The 23,489-nt window shown below is 41.0% G+C and carries 4 protein-coding genes; all 4 read right to left on the bottom strand.

The features are described from left to right. Positions 1-21: 21 nt before the first annotated feature. The 4 genes from asnB to OQ267_RS12975 all read right to left on the bottom strand — a co-directional run bounded on the left by asnB (position 22) and on the right by OQ267_RS12975 (position 23,455). On the bottom strand, positions 22-1,878 hold the full coding sequence (asnB, locus tag OQ267_RS12990; protein WP_265836248.1) for an asparagine synthase (glutamine-hydrolyzing): 1,857 nt from the start codon (positions 1,876-1,878) through the stop codon (positions 22-24). Between the two features lie 38 nt (positions 1,879-1,916). Continuing rightward, positions 1,917-10,793, bottom strand: a complete 8,877-nt coding sequence (locus tag OQ267_RS12985; protein WP_265836247.1) for a non-ribosomal peptide synthetase/type I polyketide synthase — start codon at positions 10,791-10,793, stop codon at positions 1,917-1,919. A gap of 64 nt (positions 10,794-10,857) precedes the next feature. Beyond that, positions 10,858-12,612: a carbamoyltransferase N-terminal domain-containing protein gene (locus OQ267_RS12980; protein ID WP_265836246.1), complete on the bottom strand. Its 1,755-nt coding sequence runs from the start codon at positions 12,610-12,612 to the stop codon at positions 10,858-10,860. Between the two features lie 70 nt (positions 12,613-12,682). Then, a complete protein-coding gene (locus tag OQ267_RS12975) occupies positions 12,683-23,455 on the bottom strand; it encodes a hybrid non-ribosomal peptide synthetase/type I polyketide synthase (protein WP_265836245.1) in 10,773 nt (3,590 codons plus the stop codon). Between the last annotated feature and the right edge of the window lie 34 nt (positions 23,456-23,489).

Here is a 23,489-nt window from a genome sequence, read left to right as displayed (position 1 = left end):
ATTTTTAAATTAATTGATCAATTAAAAGAATTCATTTAAGAAGATTCCAAAGGTGATTACAGTAATTAACAGGTCGCTTTCGAAAGGCACATTGATCGAAAAGCCTTCTTCACTATATTGTTTTTTTAATAGCTCAACCTGGTCGGGATTGAAGAATCCCTGTTTTTTAATGACATCATAAGACAGGATTTCATTGATGTAATCAATATCTCTTCCTAATAGATAAGCACTCCCAGGAGCTACAAATCCAAATTTCTCTCTTTCCACAACAGAAGAAGGAACAAATCTTTCGGCCATTTTTTTTATAATATATTTCTCGGTAAGCTCATTGAGCTTTAGATCAACAGGAATTTCTCTTGAAAATTCAACGAGGTTTTTATCTAAAAACGGATATCGGACTTCTATCGAATTGGCAAGTGCCATTCGGTCGCCATGGTCAGAAACCAAATGATCTACAAGCCTGAGTTTATAATCGATATAAGATCTTTTATGAAGGATATCTCTGTTCTGAAGTTTGCTTTTATCAATCACAAAATGATTTATACAATTGATCTCCTCATAAATTGAGTTTAACTCAGAAGAGTAAAGCGACCTTTTAACTTCATCAAATTCTGAAAAGTTTCTTTCATAAAAGAAATCTTCATCTCCCCACAAGCTTATCCTCAACTCTTTTTCAATAGAGTTAGTGGGATTTTGTACAAGATTCATGGATCGCAATCTATCAAACCGATAACCCACATATCCTGCAAATAATTCATCTGCTCCTTCACCTGATAAGATTACTTTTATTCCCTTGGATTTAACTAGCTCGGATAAAGAAAGGGAAGCTGTATTATAAGTTTCCTTAAGAGGGCATTCCGAATGATAAATAGACAGCCTTAACCTATCGCTGATATCACTAGAATAGAATGTTTTTTTATTTAATGTGGAATTACTTTTCTGAGCTATTATATTTTGGTAAACCGTTTCAGAAAGTTCGGATTCAACAAAGTCTATCGAAAAGGCATCATTTTGTACTTCAGGATACAATTGATTTATTTTCATGGCAATTGCAGAAGAATCTAGTCCCCCGCTTAAATAGAAGCCATATGGAACATCGGTTCTCAACCGAAGGTTAATCGAATTCTCAAATAGCCTTTCCAGTTGATCCGTATAATAGACCTCCGGGTTAGGCTCTACAATTTCCTCTTTCTCTGGATAAATTAAATCCCAATATTCTTGCTTGGTTATATTCCCCTTACGATCAATCAATAACAAATGGCCATTTTCAAGGCTATTGATATTTTTAAACATTGTTCGCGGACTAATTAATCCGGCAAAGGTGAAAATTTGATCAAGTCCTACCAGATCTACTTCTTTTACTACAGCAGGATGCTCTAGAATAGATTTAATTTCCGAACCAAAAATAAAGCAATCATCAACTACCGTATAAAAAAAAGGAATAATGCCCATTTGATCACGGGCACAAAAAAGCAGTTCTTCTTTTTTATCATATAATGCAAATGCAAACTGTCCGTTCAGCTCATTTAGGAATTCTGTTCCATATTCCTCGTACATATGCAGAATTACCTCAACATCTGAGCTTGTCTTAAAGTGATGTCCTTTTGACATTAATGACTCCTTTAACTCAATGTAATTAAATATTTCACCGTTACAGATCAGCATTAACCTATCATCCTCATTCATAATTGGTTGCATTCCATTTTCCAGCCCAATGATACTTAACCTGCTAAAACCAAAAGCCAGGCGGCCTATCAAAACTGTATCTTGAGCATCTGGCCCCCTATGAATCAATTTTTTATTCATTTTTTGAATGATCAGTCCGTCCTCTTCGTTAATAATCTCATTGTATTTTACAAATCCACAGATTCCACACATATGCTTATTTTATATTTTTAATTGGATAAATGTCTATGTTAGGCTTTTAATTGAATTGAACTAATTTTAATAAAATTATCATTCAGAACTGTTTTAAGTATATCTGAATAATGTTGGATAAGAAACTCAATGATTAAATCATCATATAATTCGAGACTGTAAATAAAGGTAAGCTGAAAGGAATCTTTATTTTTAATGACCTCAACCTTTAGCTCATACGAAATCGGTTCCCCTTTTGGGATGTTAACAATATTAAATCCAAGTTGCTCGATTTCAATCTCACTATGTATTGTATTTGAAAAGGAAAAGTGTAAATCGAATATTGGGCTGGATTTAGATTCGTTAACTAAAGCAACAATCTGATCAAATTGATATTCTTGGTTTTCATAAGCCTCGAGTATTTCTACTTTGATTTTTTTTAGAAAGTCATCGTATGTCATTTTTTCTGAAATTTCAACTCTTATTGGCAAAATATTAACAAAGGTTCCCACGACCTCATTCAGTACAGGTTGAATCCTTCCTGCAACATCAATGCCTATAATGATATCAGACTGAGCCGTTATCTTATGAAGCATGAGAAAATAGACAGAGAATAAAACCATGAAATCAGAAACCTCCTTATTTTTTGTCAATTCGAAAACAGACCTGGATATTTCTTCGTCTAGGAATAACTTTTGAGAGGAGACTTGTTGGATTTTAACAGTCTCCCGGCTTTGCAAAAGTGGCATATTTAACCTTGGTATCTCACTACCCAATTTATTTAGCCAGAATTTTTTTAATTTGTCGTTTTTTCGATTATTCAGCCAATCAGCATAATCTATATATCTGACTAGGTTTGGCTTCAGTATTTCATGTCCTTCATAAACATGTTTAAAATCTTTTATCAATATATTTAAGGAAACACCATCACATATGATGTGGTGCAAATCAATAAATAATAAGGATTTATTGCCCTGAATTTTTAACAATCCACAGCGCAATAATGATTTTTCAGACAAATCAAATGGCCTAATGAAATCACGAAATGCTTTTTCAATATCCAGGGCATCACTTCCTTCTAATCTTTCAAGCTTAAAAACTACATTTTTATTAATTTCTTGAATCACCCCGTCTCCTGTGAGTTTAAAGCTTGTTCTAAGTCCCTCATGCTTGTCTATTAACTTTTGAAAGCTATGTTCTAAGTTTTCCGCACCTTTTAAGTTGATCTCTAGAGCTGTATTAATGTTATATAATATACTATCCTTATTTTTCCATTGGTGATAGTAGATTCTGGTCTGCGAATGAGATGTGTTATAATATTCTTTTTCATCCAGTCGAGGAATCTGTGAAAATTCATCCTCTTTGAGAGTCTCAATTTTATTGGCAAGTGCTGAGATGGATACATTTTCAAATATTAATCTTAGTGTAACTTTCACCATAAATTTCTGATGAATCCTGTCGATTATTCTTATCGCTTTCAGAGAATGTCCTCCAAGTTCAAAGAAGTTGCTGTCTGAACCAATCACAGATTTATCAATCTTCAGTATTTCAGCCCAGATCTCTGCCAATGCTTCTTCAGTTTCATTCATCAATCCCTGATTATGCAATGGCTGATCGTACTCAGGCAAAGGAAGCGCTTCCCGGTCCAGCTTTCCATTAGAGGTAAGGGGAATGACTGACAAGCGGATATAATGAGCCGGCACCATATATTCCGGTAACCTTTCCAGTAAATAACGCTTTAGATCTCCCCTATCCAGCAACTCATCCGACACATAATAAGCAATCAGCGAAAGGTCTTCCTGAATACTGCCAGAAGCGATTACCACCGTTCCACTGATACCGTCATATCTATGTAAATGACTCTCTATCTCCCCCAATTCAATCCGGAATCCACGCAGTTGGATCTGTTGATCCCCCCTTCCCATATATTCTATCCGCCCCTCAGCAGTTACCCGACCTAAATCACCAGTACGGTAAAGGCGCCCAGAAGGGCGGTAAGGATCGGTCAGAAACTTTTCCCTATTTAAGGAAGGACGGTCAAGATAACCACGGGATACCCCTTCTCCTCCTACATATAACTCTCCGATTACTCCTTCGGCAACTGCATGCATACCCGAATCTAAAATATACAGTAATACCGTAGGTATGGGAAAACCGATATCATTGATGTTCGATGAAATCTCATGGGCCGTAATTTCTTTACTCGTAACATGAACTGTCGTTTCAGTAATCCCATACATATTGATCAATCTTACCCCAGGATATTTCTGATGCCACTCATTCAGTTTCCCTACACTTAGTGCCTCCCCCCCAAAAATCACATACCGGAGGCTCAGCTCCTTACTTGTCTGCATCAGCTCCTGACCCATCAAACTATAAAATGCGCTCGGGGTCTGGTTCAAAACCGTAACCTTTTCTGACCTCAGAACCTCCAGATAATTCTGGGTATCCATCGCCGTCATTTTAGGAACGATCACTAGTGTACCGCCAAACAGTAATGCACCATAGATTTCCCATACACTGAAATCAAAGCAGGGGCTATGGAACATCGTCCACACATCATCCGGACCGAAATCAAACAACCCTCCTTCATTAAAGAACAACCGGACGATGTTTTTATGCTCAACCATTACTCCTTTGGGATTACCCGTAGTACCTGAAGTATAAATGATATAACACAGGTCGGAAGGCTTATTCAATACCTCTAAAACCACATCTGGTTCTGAAAAACTGTCCTCTATAAATAAAAGCTCTGCCCCATCAACCGAACCCACTCCAAATGAACGGCTTGTCAGCACTAGAGAGGTTCCGCTATCCCGAATGTAATAGGCCCGGCGTTCTGCAGGATAATCGATATCTATAGGCAGGTAGCATCCACCTGCCTTCAGAATCCCAAGCATTCCAACTACCGTATGGAGAGAGCGGTCTGTCAGCAAACCCACCACCTGGTCGGCTACAACTCCACGCTTTCTCAACATATGGCCAACACATGTAGACAATCGGTCCAACTCCCGATAAGTTAAAAAAGTGCCGTTAAACCGTAAAGCTACACGATCGCCCCCCGAAGCAACCTGCTTACTGAAAAGACCAACGATGGTCTCATCGAAAGGATAGCCCACACCTGTATGGTCAAATCTCCCCAAATGAGCATCACGTTCAGAAGAATCCAGCATCTCTATGCCTGATAATGCCAAATCAGCAGAATTCAGTACTGAAGTGAGAATATGTTTAAAATAGCGGATAAAACGTTCAATGGTTCCTGCTGTAAATAACTCGGTAGAGTATTCAAAACTCAACGCTATACCATCCTCCATTTCTGTTGACTGCAAAGTCAGGTCAAATCTGGCAGGGCCTTGTTTCTCCGGATAAACTTCCATAACCAAATCTCCCATTACTGCTTCGGGATTTTCATAATTGCGGTGTACAAACACGGCATCAAATAAAGGGTTGCGGTTGGCAGTGCGTACCACCTTAAGCTCTTCTACCAATTCCTCCAACTGATAGTCCTGGTTGTCAAAACAGGTAACCGCACGGCTTTTCACCTCCTGTAAAAACTCCCGGAAGCTCAGCTCGGGGTCCAGGCTGTTTCGCAGGGGAAGCACATTGATAAACATCCCAACAATACCTTCCAGGCTCGCATGCACCCGCCCCGCAACAGGAACTCCAACTACAATCTCATCCTGCCCGCTCAGCCTGGACAACAGAATATTGTATACCGACAACAGGAACATAAATACAGATGCACCACCATCGTCTGCCAACTGCTTTAAAGCCAGGGTCTGCTCCATGCCAATGCTAAAAACTGATGTCGATCCCGAATGGCTGCGCACCGAAGGCCGGCTGTAATCAGTGGGAAGTTCCAGCACAGGGACCCCTTTTGAAAATTCATTCAGCCAGAACAGACGCTGGCCCGAGATCAGGGCCTGCTGGCTTTCCCCCTGCTGCCATTCTGCATAATCACAGTAACGAAGCGCCGGAGCAGCTAGCACGGCACCATTGTACAGGGCCATGAAATCCCTGATCAGGATACCATGGGAAACCCCGTCAGCAATAATATGGTGAAGGTCAATCATCATCAGGTGCTTATCATCCGCACATTCTACAAGACCAACACGGTATAAAGGAGCAGCAGACAGATCAAACGGACGGACAAATGCAGAAATGCACAACTGCACTTCCGAATCAGCACACTGATAATGCTCAAGACGGAAATCAAACTCATCCAGTATTAACTGGCGCAGCTCGCCCCCCAAAAGAACAAACCCTGTACGCAGACTCTCATGCTGGCCAATCAGCCCCCTGAATGTTTCTTCCAGTTTCTCTTTATCCAGCTCCCCGTGTAGCCAAAACAGCTGTGTCTCATTGTACAAAGTGCTCCCGGCACCCTCCAGCTGCTGCAGGAAATACATCCGCTGCTGCGCCGAAGACAGGACATAACTCTGTTGAATTTCCAAACGCGGAATATGTACCCTTACCTTTCCCTGACGACTTTCCAGTTCCCCTGCCAGCTCTCCGATATCAGGACAGCGGTAAAGGTCACCTATCGTCAGTTGACAGCCAATCTCCTGATTGATCCGGCCGATCAGGGTCATTCCCTTTAAAGAATCCCCCCCAAGCTCAAAAAAATTATCCTTGCTACTTATCCCCGTTTTACCAAAAAAGTGTACAAATATCTGCCGCAATCGATCCTCAATGCTATCACCGCTAAAGGAAGTACCTGCATCAACCACACCAAGCCCCGCTTTTCTATGTTCATAAGCCTCCCGATGGGCAACCACCGCTTCATCCAGGTTACCTTTATAAATAGTAAACACAGATGGCTTGCGGGAAAGACAGTTGTAAAACGCTGCAAGCCCTTCAGCAGGATATATGCCACTCTCGATATGTCCGTTCAACCCGGTAATATCTGTTCCGGGATACTTACGTTCCAGTGTTTTTACTGTCATACCCACATCATACCAGTCACACCAGTTTACCGTAAAAACATGCCCCTTGAAACGCTCCCGGGCATAAACAGCATAACCTTCCATAAACTCGTTCGCCGCATTATAACCAACCTGGCCAAACTTCGACTGGTAAAAGACATTCCCAATCGAAGAGAAAAGACTGATAAAATCCATTGACCCAAAATCCAGGTACTGCTCAAAAAGCAACACCCCGTCTACCTTCGAGGAAAGATAGCGCCGGAAATCCTCTTCTTTCCGGTTGAGCACAATGCCCCCGTAATCCACCTCGCCTGCGGCCCAGATCAAACCATGTATCTGACCGTAGTGCTCCCGGATCTGATCTGAAAAAACTGAAACTTCAGTCTCAGAACCCACATCAAGCTGGTAAAGATCAATACGACCGCCACCGGACTCCAATTCAAGAAGCTCCCTGATAGGCGCGCTGGCCGGGTCATCCGGCCCATGAACCGAAAGCCAGCTATCCCAGTCTGAACGCGCAGGAAAAAACGAACGGTACACCAGGATAACAACAGCCCCGTGGTCTTCAACAAGGCTACGGCATAACGTAAAGCCCATACCCCCAAAGCCACCCGTCACAATATATACACCGCCAGGTCTGATCCCTACACCCGAATGAAGCCGCGAATCTATTTTTAATGCCTGGTAAACAGGGACCCAGCGTTCTTTACCCCGGTACGCTACATAGGCCCGGTCAGTTTCATAAAACAGTTCGTTCACGATCTGCTCCTGACAGGCCGCCTCCTCAGACAAAGAGCCAAAAGGGTAGGAGATATCTATTACCTTACAGCTTATCTGATGCATCTCAGAGGGAAGTACTTTAACCGCACCGATCACTGTAGATTTTAACGGGTTAACCTTATCCCCTTCCAGCACCCGTGCCAGATGGTTCCCAAGGACCGTAACCCCTATCTTATCTACCTGACCGATACCTGAAAGAGATTTGCCCAAACGGCACAGCCCAAGATAACCGGGCTCCAGGAAATCCGAAACTGAACCATAGCCCACCTCTCCTACACCCTCGCTCAGCGCCAGACAGTAGATGATCTGATGGACGACTGTTCCATGGGCGGAAAGTTTTGCCCATAGCTCATCCATACTCTCCAAATCCCCATCAATCACATGCTGCCCATGGGACTCCAGATAGCCCTTTAGCCCGGCACCAAATCCATGTGTGTCGGAAAAAACCACACAGGTCTGCCGCTGATTCAGTTCGAATGCAGCGTTGGGGGACTCTGAACGATGCCAACCAGAAACATGCCCCACAACTTCCTCCTTTTCAGCAGCCACAGCCCCAACAAAAGACCCCGGGCCCCGGAGCAGTTTCCGTGAATCCACATCGGACGTATAACGGGTTTGCTCAAAACAATAACCCGGAACAGAAATGCGGCCGCGGCATTCGTCCGAATAATAATTGTCCCAATGAAAACGGCAGCCCTTAAGCCATAACTCGCCCAGCTTTCCAGCCAGGTAAAACTCATCAGAAACCTGCTGGCCAAACTGGCGGACCAGATTCACCGGATGATGCCCACTCTCAAGCAAACCACTCTCCTGAATATAATTGCACAGGCTACGCCCGGCACCTACTTCTATCAGCACGGCACCTCCTTCACGCAAAAGGCGCGAGGCACCTCCAAAAAAATTCACCGGCTCACGCAAATGCGAGCTCCAGTAAGCAGGCTTAGTCAGTTCTTCATAACTCACCAGTTCACCACTCATACTGGAAACATAGGCGATCCGCGGCGCATGGATCTCTACAGTAGAAAACTCCTGTTCAAAACGATCCAGAATAGCGGACATCATCGAACTGTGAAAAGCATGGGAGGTATGCAGGGCCTTACATGAATGTCCCTGTGCCGATAGCCACTCACCAAAAGCATCCACCGCAGACAGCTCTCCCCCCACAACCACAGAGAATGGGCTGTTGATCACCGAAAGATCTACTCCCGGATGGCCCGAAAGCAGGGGCCGTAACTCCTCCGCACCCATCGAAACGCTCAGCATCCGGCCTTCCCTTACACTGCCCATCAGTTCCCCCCGGCGGACCACCAAACGCAGCGCATCGGATAAACTGAAAACACCACTGATACAGGCCGCAACATATTCCCCGATACTGTGCCCGATCATGTAGTCAGGCCGAAGCCCCCAGAAAATCAGCAGCTGCGACAGCGAATACTCAACCATAAACAACAGCGGCTGCGCATATTCGGTCCGGTTGATGTCCACCCCGCTATCTGTCACAAAAAGTGCAGCGCGGAAGTCAAGATCAGAATATCGGGCCGAAAGAGAAAGGCACTCGTCCAGCGTTTCACGGAAAACCCGTTCACGTTGATATAAACCCGCGCACATCTCCCGGTACTGGGAACCCTGCCCCGGAAACATGAAAACAATATGCTGAAGAGATTCCGCCGTCTCTGAACCCTCATAAATACCCCCGGATGTACCCAGCTGTTCAATTGCATCCGCACGGTCACGGCACACCACCACCTTACGGTACGGAAAGCGTACACGTCCCTGCTGAAGCGTATAGGACAGATCGGCCATGGAAATGTCTTCCTGGTCTTTTAAATATTCGCACAGCCGGGCGCAATAACGATCAAGGCTTGAAGCGCTTTTGGCTGACAGCACAAGCAGGTAATCCCTGCGTCCTGCAGCGGCAGCTTTCACCAAAGGGGCCTCTTCCAGCACCACATGCGCATTGGTGCCCCCGATACCAAACGAACTCACCCCGGCACGCAAAGGTTTGCCCTTCCCAACCCACTCCCGGAGGGAGCTATTCACGTAAAAAGGTCCAGAGGCAAAATCTATACGCGGGTTCGCAAGCTCGTAATGCAGACTTGCAGGAAGCACTTTGTGTTTCAGCGACAAAACCGTTTTGATAAAACCGGCGACTCCGGCCGCGGCGTCAAGATGACCGATGTTCGACTTCGCAGATCCAATTGCACAGCTTTCCGCAGGCCTGCCGGATTTCCCGAAAACCTCATTCAGTGCCGCAATCTCTATCGGATCGCCCAGCTCTGTCCCCGTTCCGTGCGCCTCAACATAACTGATGCTCTCCGCGCTCACCCCAGCCATACGATGGGCCTTACGGATGGCTTCAGCCTGACCCTTAACGCTCGGAGCGGTATATCCTGCCTTGGAGTTCCCGTCATTGTTGATCCCGGTACCCTTAACAACAGCATAGATATGGTCACGGTCACGAAGGGCGTCCTGAAGCTTTTTCAGCACCACCACTCCAGCACCCTCTCCACCAACGGTTCCACTGGAATCGGCATCAAACGGACGACATTTCCCATCACGGGAAAGAATCATTCCCGTCTGATAAACATATCCCCGGCGGGAATAATTACTGATAGAAACACCTCCGGCTAGCGCCATGCTACATTCACCTAATAATAAACTATTGCAAGCCTGATGGATGGCAACAAGTGAGGAGGAACAGGCAGTTTGTAGAAAAATGGAGGGGCCTTTCAGGTTAAATTTATAAGAGATCATTGTACTTAAAAAACTGATCTCCCTTAGATGGGAAGCTGTAAATTCATTTACTAAACCGTCCTTGTTCTTTGAAAAAGAATGGATGGCCCAATTGGTACTGGGTGACGCAGATGCAAACAATCCTATTTTATCTTTATAGTCAGCCGGATTATATCCACTGTCCTCAAGCGCCTGCCAGCAACATTCATGGTAAAGGCGGATCTGCGGGTCCATCAGCTCCGCCTCATCAGGACGGTAGCCAAAAAAATCATTGTCAAAATGTTCTTTATTCTCCAGGTATGCCCGGGCAGGCACGTAGGATGGGTTTTTTAACAAAGCTTCCGATTCCCCCTCTTTCAGCGCTTCAGAAAGATCAAAAGTACTGATACAGTCCTTCCCTTCTTTTAAGTGTGCCCAAAATTCGCTGATATTATCTGCCTTAGGAAACTTGCCTGACATCCCTATTACTGCAATCTCAAAACCGGTGTATTGGTCCATATTATTATTCGTTGATGTTGTTTATTCCTATTAAAGCATGTTATAACTGTCAAGGGCAACATGATTAAAGATGACCCAAGGCGTTTGGATCAAGTGCTAAGGCCTCAGAACGCGATTTATAATGTTCATGTTTCTTATGCGTATAGAGTTTACCCTCATTCCAGATAAAGACAGCTTTTCCCCAATCCATTACACTTTTAACATCAGCAAAAAAGCCGCTTCCATTAAGATTAGCACTCGTATTGCATAACAGAGGGACACCACTTAATTTTTCATAATAAGAAAGAAGCTGATATATCTCCGGATTTTGGGCAGCATTTACCGTTTGTAATCTGGCAGTACCATCAAGATGAATAATGGCAGGAATTTTATCTACCCAGCTATCTTTTACTTTATGTTCAAATAGCATATACGGATCTGCTGAGCCCGGATAAAAAATAGAAGGAGCGGCGGCTTCTATACAAATAGGTGCTACCGGTCTGTAATTTTCCCTCCCTTTCATCACATTAATCTTGCTTTTCATAGCTCCACTAACAGGCGCCGCAAGAATGCTGCGATTCCCCAGAGAACGTGGACCTGATTCAGCAAAACCATTTAAATAGACAACTGGTTCATTATATTTGTGAAGGATATACGCCAGTTCTTCAAGGTTACAATCAGAAACAGCATAGTCCTGATTTTCAAAAGGTTTATCGACTAGGGCTGGTCCACAGTAAACAGTCCAATCCAGAGAGATAATGTCGTCTTTTTCAATCATCTCGCAACAAGCCGTACCAATTGCACTTCCCGAATCATTTGGGAATGGAGGTACCCAGATGTCATTGAATAATCCTGAATTTCTAATGTTACTATTCCATTTAATATTTAAAGCACTTCCTCCAGCGAAACAAAGGTTAGGTGTCAGGTCAGAAAAGTCTTTCAGTTTGTCTTTAAGTGTTTCTAATAAAAGCTCCTGTACAAAAAAATGAAAGGTGGTGAGCATATCATCTTGACTTATATTTTCCACCCGACTCAGTTGCTTAGCTTCTTTAATAAAAGTTTCCGTCAGGATAGCCATAAGGTCTATATCCATATCGATTTCTTTAACCTCATCAAGTAACCCGGTATAGATATTCCTTAATTTGTCAAGCAGCCCTCGCTCAAATTTTCCTATGGCGATATACGCCATCATTTTACCTGCGATAGACAGATCTTTTCTGAGTGTATTGAAAGGAGCAAATGCCTGGGCAAAATTGATATATAAATAACCTACTAATGGAAATAAATAGCCTAGATTTCTTACCCTTTTTTCAGGATAAACAAAATAGAATAATTGAGGTGGCATGCCTCCATCCCATACTAAAATGAAAGAGTCTTCCTTGTTTTTGGCAAATGGACTTGTACAGTAAGCCCCGAAAATATGACTGGAAACATGTTGATAGCTAACATAAGCCAGTTCCGCTCCCACTGTCTTAAATTTTTGTCTTTCCAGAATATTTTCTTCAGGAGTAACCATACGCCCGTAACCTGCAAGTTCATAAAATTTAAACTTCTCAGTACCATAAGAGCGAATAGATAAATATTTTGCTTTATCAACATGGCCTGATAAGATCAATGCCGGATCCCAGGTGTCCCACCCATCTACCACAACACTGTCCATTTCATCAAACTGATAACCATAAGTCTTTAAAATTTCTTCTATTTTTGGCATATCAATACAAAAGCTGGAGTACCTTGGATAATTGTCAATTTTTTCCATCTCAATTGAAAAGACCAGTTTACCATTTTCAATTAGAGCCAGGGCACCATCATGAGTTAGCTTAATTCCTAAAATTTTCATTGCACAATCAAGTTTAATAAGTTTATATTTTAATAAGGGGGCTCAGAACGACCTCTTCGCATACAAGCAATTAATCCTCCTGCCTGTTAATCAAATTTAAAGTCGAACTAAATTGCTGAAAATCAGAGTCATCAACATCGCCATCGGTAATTACTTTAGGATTTAAAACACTCGCAATATAATCGGATAACAAATGAATCATCGGGAGTTCAAATAGCTTGGTAACAGGGATTTCTATATTGAAATGCTTGTTAATTTCGCTAACCATACGAATCATTTTCAAAGAGTTCCCTCCCATGTCAAAAAAGTTAGTATTAGTACCTATTTCATTGACTTTAAGGTTGAGAATATCAGCCCAAATTTTAATGAGTTCAACCTGCTGTTTACTGGATGGCGCTATAAAATCGACTATGTCATTGTGTACCGGTTCCGGCAGTGCTTTTCTTTCAACCTTTCCATTAGAATTTAGCGGAATTTCTTGGAGATGTTGGAATACAGATGGAACCATATACTCAGGTAACCTGCCCATCAAAAATTGCTTTAGCTTTGAAGATTCAATCTCCTCATCTGAGACATAATAGGCAACCAAATATTTTTCTCCATTTCTCTCTTTATCAATCACTACGGCTTTCCTGATTTCCTTTTTCGCCAGAAGATGGCTTACAATATCTCCCAATTCAATTCTAAAGCCTCTCAACTTAATCTGATTGTCAATCCTGCCCAGGAATTCCATTTTTCCATCTTTACGCCAACGGACAAGGTCTCCTGTTTTATACATAAGTTGTCCAAGCCGAAATGGATTACTGATAAATTTATCATTTGTCAGCAATGCATCATGAAGGTATCCCCTGCTCAAGCCACTTCCTGAGATATATAGTTCACCTATACATCCTTTTGGTAATAATTCAGCATGTTTGCCCAATATATAAACCTGTGTATTATTAAGCGGTTTTCCAATTGGCAGTTTATCCGTTCCCAGATCTTCAGGTTTTACCTGATATTGCATACTAGCAACTGTAGCTTCTGTAGGTCCGTAAGCATTATAAAAATTATAATCATTACATAACCGTTGCGCCAGTTGAATTTTACATTCTTCGCCACCTGAGATAATGTGTTTCAGGCTATTTCCTGAGGGCAATTCTATACTCTCTAAAAAGGATGGGGTAGCTGCAAGATAACTTACCCGATGTTTAATCAGATATTCAGAAAATAATCGGTTATTTAATATAATGTCTTTTGGAATCAGTACTAATGGGATTCCATTCATTAAGGATAACCAGACCTGTTCAACAGAGGCATCAAAAGAAATAGTCGAAAATTGCAGAACGCGATCCTCCTCATTTATTTGGTACCTTTTGGTTTGTCCACATATTAGATTAATTACAGAACGATGTTCCACAATGACCCCTTTAGGTATACCTGTAGAGCCTGAAGTATATAAAACATATGCTGGATCAGTGGGAGCAATGGCCATATTTAAGTTATGACCATCATACCCGCTCGTCTCTGCACCAGAAGGATTAAATACAAGGATATTATATAAGTTGTCTTTCTCACTGTTAGGCATGGTTAACAATGCGAAAGCTTGGCTTTCTTTAATGATATTTTCTATACGTACAACTCCCATCGATTGATCTAGAGGCAAATAACTTCCCCCAGCTTTCATCACTGCGATAATTGAAATGATCATCTCGAAAGACCTGTCCAACATCAATCCAACTATGCTGCCCCTTACTACTCCATGGTGTACCAAATGCCTCGCCAATTGGTTAGACCTGACATTTAATTCCTGGTAAGTCATAAATTGATCGTTTAAAATCAAAGCTTTATGATCCGGAGTCTTTTGCACCTGCTCTTCAAACAAATCGATGAGCGTTTTAGTCTTTGGAAAATCAGATGCCGTATCATTGTATACGTTTAATAATTGATGTTGCTCTTTATCTGATAACATCTGAATCTCTGAAAGGCATTTATTTTTATTTTCTATTATTTCCAAAACAATTTTCTGCACGTAATCTGCAAAACGCATGATCGTTTCATTCGTAAATAATGCCGTCGAATACTCCAGGTTTAAATACAGTTTATCATCCTCTTCCTTCACAATTAAGGAAAGATCAAGTTTAGATACCTCATGTTTAATCGGATAACTGCTCAGTTGAAGTCCCGGAATTTCCAGGCTTACTTCTTCAAAATTCTCATAAGAGAACATCACATCAAACAGAGGGTTACGACTTACATCACGGACAACTTTTAGTTCATCCAGCAATACTTCATAAGGATAAGATTGGTGATCAAAACTTAACAATGTCCTGGCCTTAAGTTGGAGGAGATATTCAAGATAAGTCACATTCCCAGGAAGAGAACTACGCATAGGAAGTGTATTCACAAACATACCCATCACTGATTCCAGATCAGGATGATTTCTTCCTGAAATGGGAACACCAACAACAATATCCTCCTGGCCTCCAAGTTTACTAAGCAATATGGTGTACACGGAAAACATTACCATAAACATGGTCGTTTTCTCTGATTCAGCCATTGTTTTGAGCTTTCTGGTTTCTGAGGTACCAATTTCAAACCGCATCGTTCCACCTTTGCTCTGTTTCATTGCAGGCCTGCCAAAATCATATGGCAATTCCAGAACAGGAGGGAGTTCAGAGAATTCATTTTGCCAAAACTCTTTTTGGGAAAGAATTTCCTCTTGTTGATCTCCGAACTGCCATTCAGAATAGTCTTTATATTGTAAACGCAGGGCAGGTAAGCTTTCGCCATTGTAAAAAGACATAAAATCCCGGATCAGGATACCACGGGAGACTGCATCCGTAATAATATGGTGCATATCCATCAGCAGAATATGCTCACCCGGCCCTATTGATATCAACCTGCCGCGGATTAAAGGTCCGACACCAAGGTCAAACGGACGTATAAAATCTGTGATAAGCTCAGGATGTTCCACCGGATCAGCGACCACATACTCCAGCTTAAAGTCGAACTGATCTGATATCACCTGAACAGGTTCATCACCCCGCATGATAAAAGTTGTCCGGAGATTTTCATGTCTGTGGATCAACTCAACAATGGCATTTTCCAGCCTGATTAGATCCAGTACTCCAGTTAATTTAACACAGAAAGGCATGTTATATGCAATTGATTCTTTCTCTAGCCGAAAGAGAAAATACAAGCGCTTTTGAACCGAGGTAGATTTATAAAATGGCTTTATCGCCGCGTTTGTTATCGGCAAAAACTCTTGTTTCAGCTGATCCTGCTGACGAGACGCTGTTTCTAAAAGCTTACTGATTTCTAATATAGTTGGATTGTTAAATAAGTCACGAATAGATAACTTTACGCCAAAAGCCTTATACAGATTGGAAATCATAGTTAAAGCTTTAAGTGAGTCACCACCCAAATCAAAAAAATCATCGTATACACCAACCTCCTCGGTACCAAAGAAGACTTTCCAGATGTTAATAATTTCAGTTTCGGTTTCACCCAGAGACACAAGCCTTTTGACAGGTCTTTTTTCTTCTCCGGTTTCTTCTGAAACAGAAATGTCTTCAACAGGTCTGTTTACCCAGGTATTAATCCTTTTATTCAGGTCTGCAACAGAAACCGAGACCTGGTTCAACATTAAAAGGGAAGTGAGGTATTCAAACGTTAATCCAATCTCGTTTCCATGAATTCCATCCCCATGATCTGAGTTTAAACTCAGTCCATCAAAATTTACCGAAAGCCAGTTCTGCAATTCCGACCTGTCTTTATGGTAATTTACAAAATAATCCATATAGATATTTGCAGAAGAATAAGCGGCGAAACCTATTCCCCCCAAAATGGTAGATATGGAAGATGATATTAAACAGAAGTCCAATTCCCTTGAACCGAAGACTTCTTTCAACACTTTTATACCTTTTATCTTGGATTCAAACTGGACTACAAAATCGTCCTTCTCCAATTCGGTAAGCAAATTTTTAGAATTACCGCTGATGATTCCCGCAGCATGTATGATCCCATTAATCGGCCCATACTTTGAAGTAATATCCGCCGAAATTGCAATAGTTTGTTCAAGATCTGCAATATCGCAGGCATAGTATACCACATTTCCTTCCTTTTGTAAACTTTCTAATTTGGAAAGCTTAAGGGCAACACTTTCTTCGGATGTCGAACTAAGATCTGTTCTACCCGTTAATATAATTCTGGCATCATATTCCTTCATCAGGTATTTAGCCAGGTGAAATCCCAGATCGCCCAAACCACCAGTTATTAAGAATACTTTACCTGAAAACTGACTGGAATGATCAATCAGTTTTAACCGGTCAACTTTCTCATAATGTCTTACCCATCTGATCGAATTTCTAAATGCAATTTCATGCTCCGTACCAATATGTGCAATCTCTTTAAACAATGCCTCAATTTTCAGATGATCTGAAAGACTAATATCAATATGCAGGCTGCGCATTGTTGGATATTCCTGTGACAGGCTTCTCAATAAGCCCAGGACCGGAACCCTATCCAACACAGTTTCCTCAGCACCAGAGATGGACTGCAAATCATTGGTAAATAACACAAATTGCTTAAATGGTACCCCGTTTTGAAAAACATAAGCCTTAAAAATATTTAACACCCCCAAAAGAGTTACATCATACAAATTGACGAATTCATCATTTGAGCTGTTCTGTTGGTCGTATTGATCTACCGTCCAACAGTAGATTAACCGATCCGGATAGATTCCACTCGCAACTAAACTATTTACCAATAAAACAAAATCTGATTCAGCATCCGCTCTAATGATATATTCTATTGCTGATACTTTGGAAAAAAAAGCTCCCCTTCTCACGTAAATGGTGTTTTTATCCACTAAATCCAGCTTCTCTTTTAAGGGAGCGCACAACTTTTCACTATCGGCAAATACCAGATTGGTCATCTGATGATATTCACTCCCTGTTTCATTAATCAGACTGCTTTTTTTCCAACCATTGGTATAAAACCAATCCGATACTTCATGGCTACGGACCAATTCAGCAGAATGATTTGCATCGCTTTTCAGTGCTTTAATCTCACGATTTTTAACCTTTGACCTGTCAAATGAATAACCAGGCAGTGGCACTCTTTTCCTGAATTCGTTCTGATAAACATTTGACCATTTAATTTCAGTTTTATGCGACCACAAAGTACCCAAAACAGAGAACAAGTGTTCCATATCATCAATACTTTCATATTGATGATGGATGACATTCAGAACGACTTGTGGATTTGTTTTTGGAATATAAGTTCGAAGATAGGAGCTCAAAGTCTTCCCAGGCCCAACTTCAAGAAATTTTGAATTCGAATAATTCTCCAGTAAAAAGTTAATACCCAGCGAAAACTCGACCGTATTTCTCAGATGTTTCACCCAATAATCAGGAGTTGATATTTCTGAATCAATTACGGGCTGACCATTCAGGTTGGATATAAAGGGCAAAGTATGACTATTTATTTTTACAGCTGAGAAAATATTCCTAAAGTCATCCAGCATCGCATCCATCATATAGGAATGAAATGCATGTGAACACTTTATGATTTTACAGGCATAACCTTCTTTCTCTAAAAAGTCCTTAAAGCCAAGAATATCCTCAGTTCTTCCAGAAACGACAGTGGAATTTTCGGTATTTACAGCCGCTATTGATATGCTGACCTGGTTTTGTAGCAATACATTCAGTTCTTTTCTGGAAATGTTTATGCTTAACATGGTACCTGAAGGGAGATTTTGCATGAGTTCCCCACGCTTAACCACCAAAGTCAACGCATCTTCCAGGCTGAAAACCTTACTGATACATGCAGCAACATATTCTCCAACACTATGGCCGATCATGATATCCGGATTTATTCCCCAGCCTATCATCGTTTTGGCCAGTGCAAATTCTACAATGAACAATAAAGGCTGGGTAAATTCAGTTTCATGTAATCTTCCCGCCTCTGCGCTATTGTCTTCAGCAAAAATGACAGCTTTCAAATCTTTATTGAACCGCTCTTTAACAAAAGAAAAACACTCATCTGCAATTTGTCTGAACACCGGCAACTTTTGATAAAGATCATTGCACATATTTAAATACTGTGCCCCCTGTCCCGGAAACATAAACACCATATTTTGATGGCCAAGAGCAGCTGAGGCTATACTTTGAGGATGATCCAACAACATGGAGAGTTTATTTATAGCTTCTGTAACAGAATTACAGGTAAGGGCCGCGCGGTAATTAAAATGGGCTCTTCCTATGCTCAGGGTATACGCAATATCAGAAAGGCTGAAACTTGAATTTCCTTCCAGGAAACCTTTCAAATTGGCGATGTTATGCTGTAAAGACCTATTGGTTTTTCCACTTAAAAGTAAGACATTTTGAGGATAGGGTACCTTGCCGTGAAGAAAGTCCGGCGCTTCTTCCAAAATTACATGTGCATTTGTTCCTCCGATTCCAAAAGAACTGACACCAGCCCTTCGTTTTCCTGTAGATTTCCAATCCATCAACGCTGTATTTATGAAAAAAGGACTATTTTCCAGATCCATATTTGCGTTAGGTTCACTAAAATTCAGACTTGCCGGGATCTGTTTATGTTGAAGCGCTAAAACAACTTTGATCAGTCCGGCGATTCCAGAAGCAGCATTCAAATGACCGATATTCGTTTTAACAGAGCCCAGGGCACAGTGATTTTTATGATCAGATGCATAGGCCATTTTCAAACCTTTAAATTCTATAGGGTCTCCAAGTATCGTCCCGGTTCCATGTGCTTCAATATAGCTGATGGTTTCCGGTGAAACTTTTGCCGATTTTAGTGCAGATTTAATCACATTGGTCTGTCCTTCGATACTCGGAGCCATAAACCCAATTTTATCAGCTCCATCATTATTCCTGGCAGAACCTTTAATGATGGCATGGATATAATCGCCATCGGATAACGCTTTTTTAAGTTTCTTTAAGACAACAACTCCCATTCCGTTGCCACCTACGGTTCCGGCTGCATCTTTATCAAAAGCGCGACAAAATCCATCTGGCGACAAGATCATTCCTTTCTTATAGCTATAGCCATCGTCGTCATGGAAAGTAAGCGATACTCCCCCTGCCAGGGCTATATCACATTTTTCTGTAATCAGATCAATACAGGCAATATCTACGGCAACCAGAGAGGTTGAACAAGCGGTAGAAATATTAATACTAGGTCCTTTAAGATTCAGTTTATAAGATATCCTTGGGCATAAAAAATCCTTTGTGGAATATATATAATCCTGCCATTGATCCATCCAGTTATTTTGGGTATCTGAATTGACAGCAACATTATACAGAGGGTTATGAGAGGCACCACCATACAGGCCAATCAGTCCCTCATAAATAAAGGGATTATATCCCGAATTTTCTAACGCCAGCCAGCAGCATTCATGAAACATCCGCATTTGCGGGTCCATTGTTGCGGCTTCTTCAGGAGTATAATTGAAAAAGGAAGCCTCAAATAAATCGGTGTCGTTGATCTTCCCTTTTGCCCGGATAATTGCTTCTCCGGAAACTTCATCAAATGAACGCGTGATGGAATCTTTACCTGTTCTCAGGTTATTCCAATAAGTCCCGATGTGATCCGCGCCTGGTAAATTTACAGCCATCCCAATGATGGCGATATCGGTATCATTGATCTCCTGTTCAGAAACATTAGTAACTGAGGCAGGCTCTTCCTTAATTTCAGCTTCGGCAGAACCGGACGTATTATTCTTCAGGGAATGAATCAGTTTACCAAACTTCTGAATTGTCGGATATTCAAAAAAGTCAGTGATCTGAACTTTACAGTTTAATCGCTGGATGATCCTTGTATTTACTTTTATAAGTTTTAATGAATCACCGCCAATTTCAAAAAAATTACGGTCAGTACTGATGTTGTCTTGTCCAAGCACCTCTTCCCATATTCCCAGTAATATTTTTTCCATTTCATCTGCCGGCGGGATCACCTCATGTTCAGAAACAACCTCTGGCTCGGGGAGTTTACTCAAATCTATTTTGCCATTCAGGGTTAAGGGAATCTCCGCGATCTGGATAAAATAAAGGGGAATCATATACTCCGGCAATTTTTCAATCAGATACTCCTTTAGCTTTTTGAAGTCAATTTTGTTCTCAGAAACGACATAAGAAACTAAATAAGGATCTTCTTTTAATTTATTGCTGATGACCAATGAATCCTGAATTCCGGTAAATTGGTCAATACAGTTTTTGATTTCCAGTGTTTCTACTCTGTATCCTCTGATTTTGACCTGATGGTCTACCCTACCGATAAACTGGATCTCCCCATTAGACAGGAATTTACACAAATCACCTGTTTTATACATCAGCTCCCAGTGCAGAAAACGACTGGGAAGGAATTTTTCAGCAGTCAGCTCTTCTTTATTAAAATATCCTTTACTTAGTCCTGCTCCCGCAATATATAGTTCACCTATTGCACCTAATGGAACCAGTTCCAGGGATTCATTGAGGATAAAGCATTTGGTATTGCTGACAGGCACACCTAATGAGGGTGACATTTTAAAATTATAAAAGTTATTGATATCGATTAATCTTGCAATGGAGCCAATAGTGGTTTCAGTAGGGCCGTAATGATTGACCACCTTAATGTTCTCAAAAGTTTCAAAAGTTTTTTCAAGATCAGGTATCCGGATAAGTTCACCTCCTAAAACGATGACACGAAGGGAGTTTGCTTTATAAAACATTTGATTTTCACATAATGTAGCATATAAAGAGGGTGTGAGTTTTAAAAATGAGATTTTATGCTGATCTATATAATTCAGAAAATTATTCGTATTCTGGAGCTTATGTTTTGGCAACAAGTGTAATTCTGCACCAAATATTAACGAAGGAAAAAGAACAGTATACCCAAGGTCAAAAGCATAAGAAGTTGCCAGAACTGTTTTTTCATCGGCACCAAAATCCACAAAATCCTTCAGCCAGCAACAATAATTGACCAGATTCTTATGGGAAATTGTTACGCCTTTTGGTGAACCAGTGGTTCCGGAAGTAAAAATTACATAAGCACTATCATCTGGATTAATCGTTAAGTTGAGATTCTCTAAAGCATAATTGTCATAAACAAACAAATCCAGATCAATATTATCCAGAGGCAGATCAGCGGCAGTTTTACCAGACCTCGATACCATTAATCTAGCACCAGATTGTTTACAAATATTAGAAATCCGATCGCGTGGAAAATCTGGATCAAGCGGTAGATAGGCCGCACCGGACTTTAATACCCCTAATATTCCAATAACCATTTCAACCGATGGCTCCAGCATCAGGACAACCAGATCTCCCTGACAAACCCCCTCACTGATCAGGCCATATGCCAGTTGATTGGCTTTGCGGTTTAGCTCTTCAATACTAAGCTGAACCTCATTAAAAACCAATCCTTTTTTTCCGGCTCTGTCATAAACATTCTCTTCAAATAAATCAATAATAGTCTTTTTTTCAGGGAACGGCTTACTTGTCTGATTAAATCTATTTATTAAAAATTCTATATCTGAGTTCAGCTCCAGGATTAAATCAGCAACCTTCTGATTGGGAGTTTGAATGACCTTATCTATAATTTCGATCAACAGTTTAGAGAAAGATTGTATCACTTCCTTACTGATGATATCTGACTTATAATTGAAGGTGAGTTCCAGGTTATGCTTAAAAAAAGCCAGTACCACCAATGGCACATGCGTATTCTCATAAATGTCATCGAATTCAATATTCAATCCTTCAACAGAATTAATCAAATGATCCTCCAGGGGATAATTTTCAATTCCTACTACAGAATCAAAAAGCTGGATATTTGCAGGAATGTCAATAAGTTTATTGATTTCATATAATGAAGAATTATGAAATTTATTCCGGTCAAGAACATCCTGGTTCACTGCCTGAACAAATTCAATATTTGTCATCTGCTCATCAATACCTACCCTAAGTGGGATAGTGGTGATGAAATTTCCCATTATATTTTCGATACCGCTGACAGATGGATTTCTATTGGAAACTGTGGTTCCGAAAACCACATCATTATTGCCATTATAAATTTTTAGAATAACAGCATACGCCGCATAGATGATCGCCGCCTTAGTGATTTTGTTTTCCTTCACAAAACCTTCCAGACTGCCAAGCTCAGGAACAATGTGAAGCCTGGAGACGCTATTTGAGAAATGTTGGTGCTGATTAAACTGGTTAAAAGCGATAATAGGTTTAACTTCTTTAAGGTATTCTTTCCAAAAAAACTCCTTATCAGGAGAGCTGGTGTCCTTTATGATCTGCGTCTGAACCTTAGCATAAGCCGGTTTTAACGAGGGCCCGGGATTTTGTCCGGATGTTAAGGCTTTATAAGTTTGAAATAATTCCTTAAGCAGGATCGCATTACTCCAGCCATCATATAAAATATGGTGAAAAGTAATCACCAGCAAATGTGTATCTTCTTTGAATTTGATCAGCCTGATTTTCAGAGGCAAAACAGTCAGGTCAAACCTTTCAAACTTATCAGCGAATACCTCTTCTAAATCAGCCTGATCCAGGTTAGCTCTTTCAGATAGATCCAGGAATAATAAATCCAGGTTATACTCCTTTAATATGATTTGGATAGGTTTATTGGTTTCTTCCCAGCGGAATACCGACCTCAATACCTCATTCTGAGACTGAACATGCTTAAAAGCTGCCCACAGCAGATCTTTATCCAGGTCTCCCGTAATTTTAAGGGATAACTGAATATTGTATAAATTATCTTTATCATCTTTTAAATAGTGATATAACATTCCCGTTTGAACCATATTAAGCTCAACGATGGTCTGAACATTCGATCTTTCTAATTTAATTTTCATAAACTTCACATGATTACGGTTTATTGAGGGAGAT

Origin of the sequence: Pedobacter sp. MR22-3 (assembly GCF_026240075.1) — a bacterium.
Lineage (GTDB): Bacteria > Bacteroidota > Bacteroidia > Sphingobacteriales > Sphingobacteriaceae > Pedobacter.
This window is presented reverse-complemented; position numbering and strand designations above follow the sequence as displayed.

Excerpts from the sequence above, each read along its gene's own strand:
- OQ267_RS12975 (WP_265836245.1), bottom strand. The coding sequence starts at position 23,455 with ATGAAAATTAAATTAGAAAGATCGAATGTTCAGACCATCGTTGAGCTT.
- asnB (WP_265836248.1), bottom strand. The coding sequence starts at position 1,878 with ATGTGTGGAATCTGTGGATTTGTAAAATACAATGAGATTATTAACGAA.
- OQ267_RS12980 (WP_265836246.1), bottom strand. The coding sequence starts at position 12,612 with ATGAAAATTTTAGGAATTAAGCTAACTCATGATGGTGCCCTGGCTCTA.
- OQ267_RS12985 (WP_265836247.1), bottom strand. The coding sequence starts at position 10,793 with ATGGACCAATACACCGGTTTTGAGATTGCAGTAATAGGGATGTCAGGC.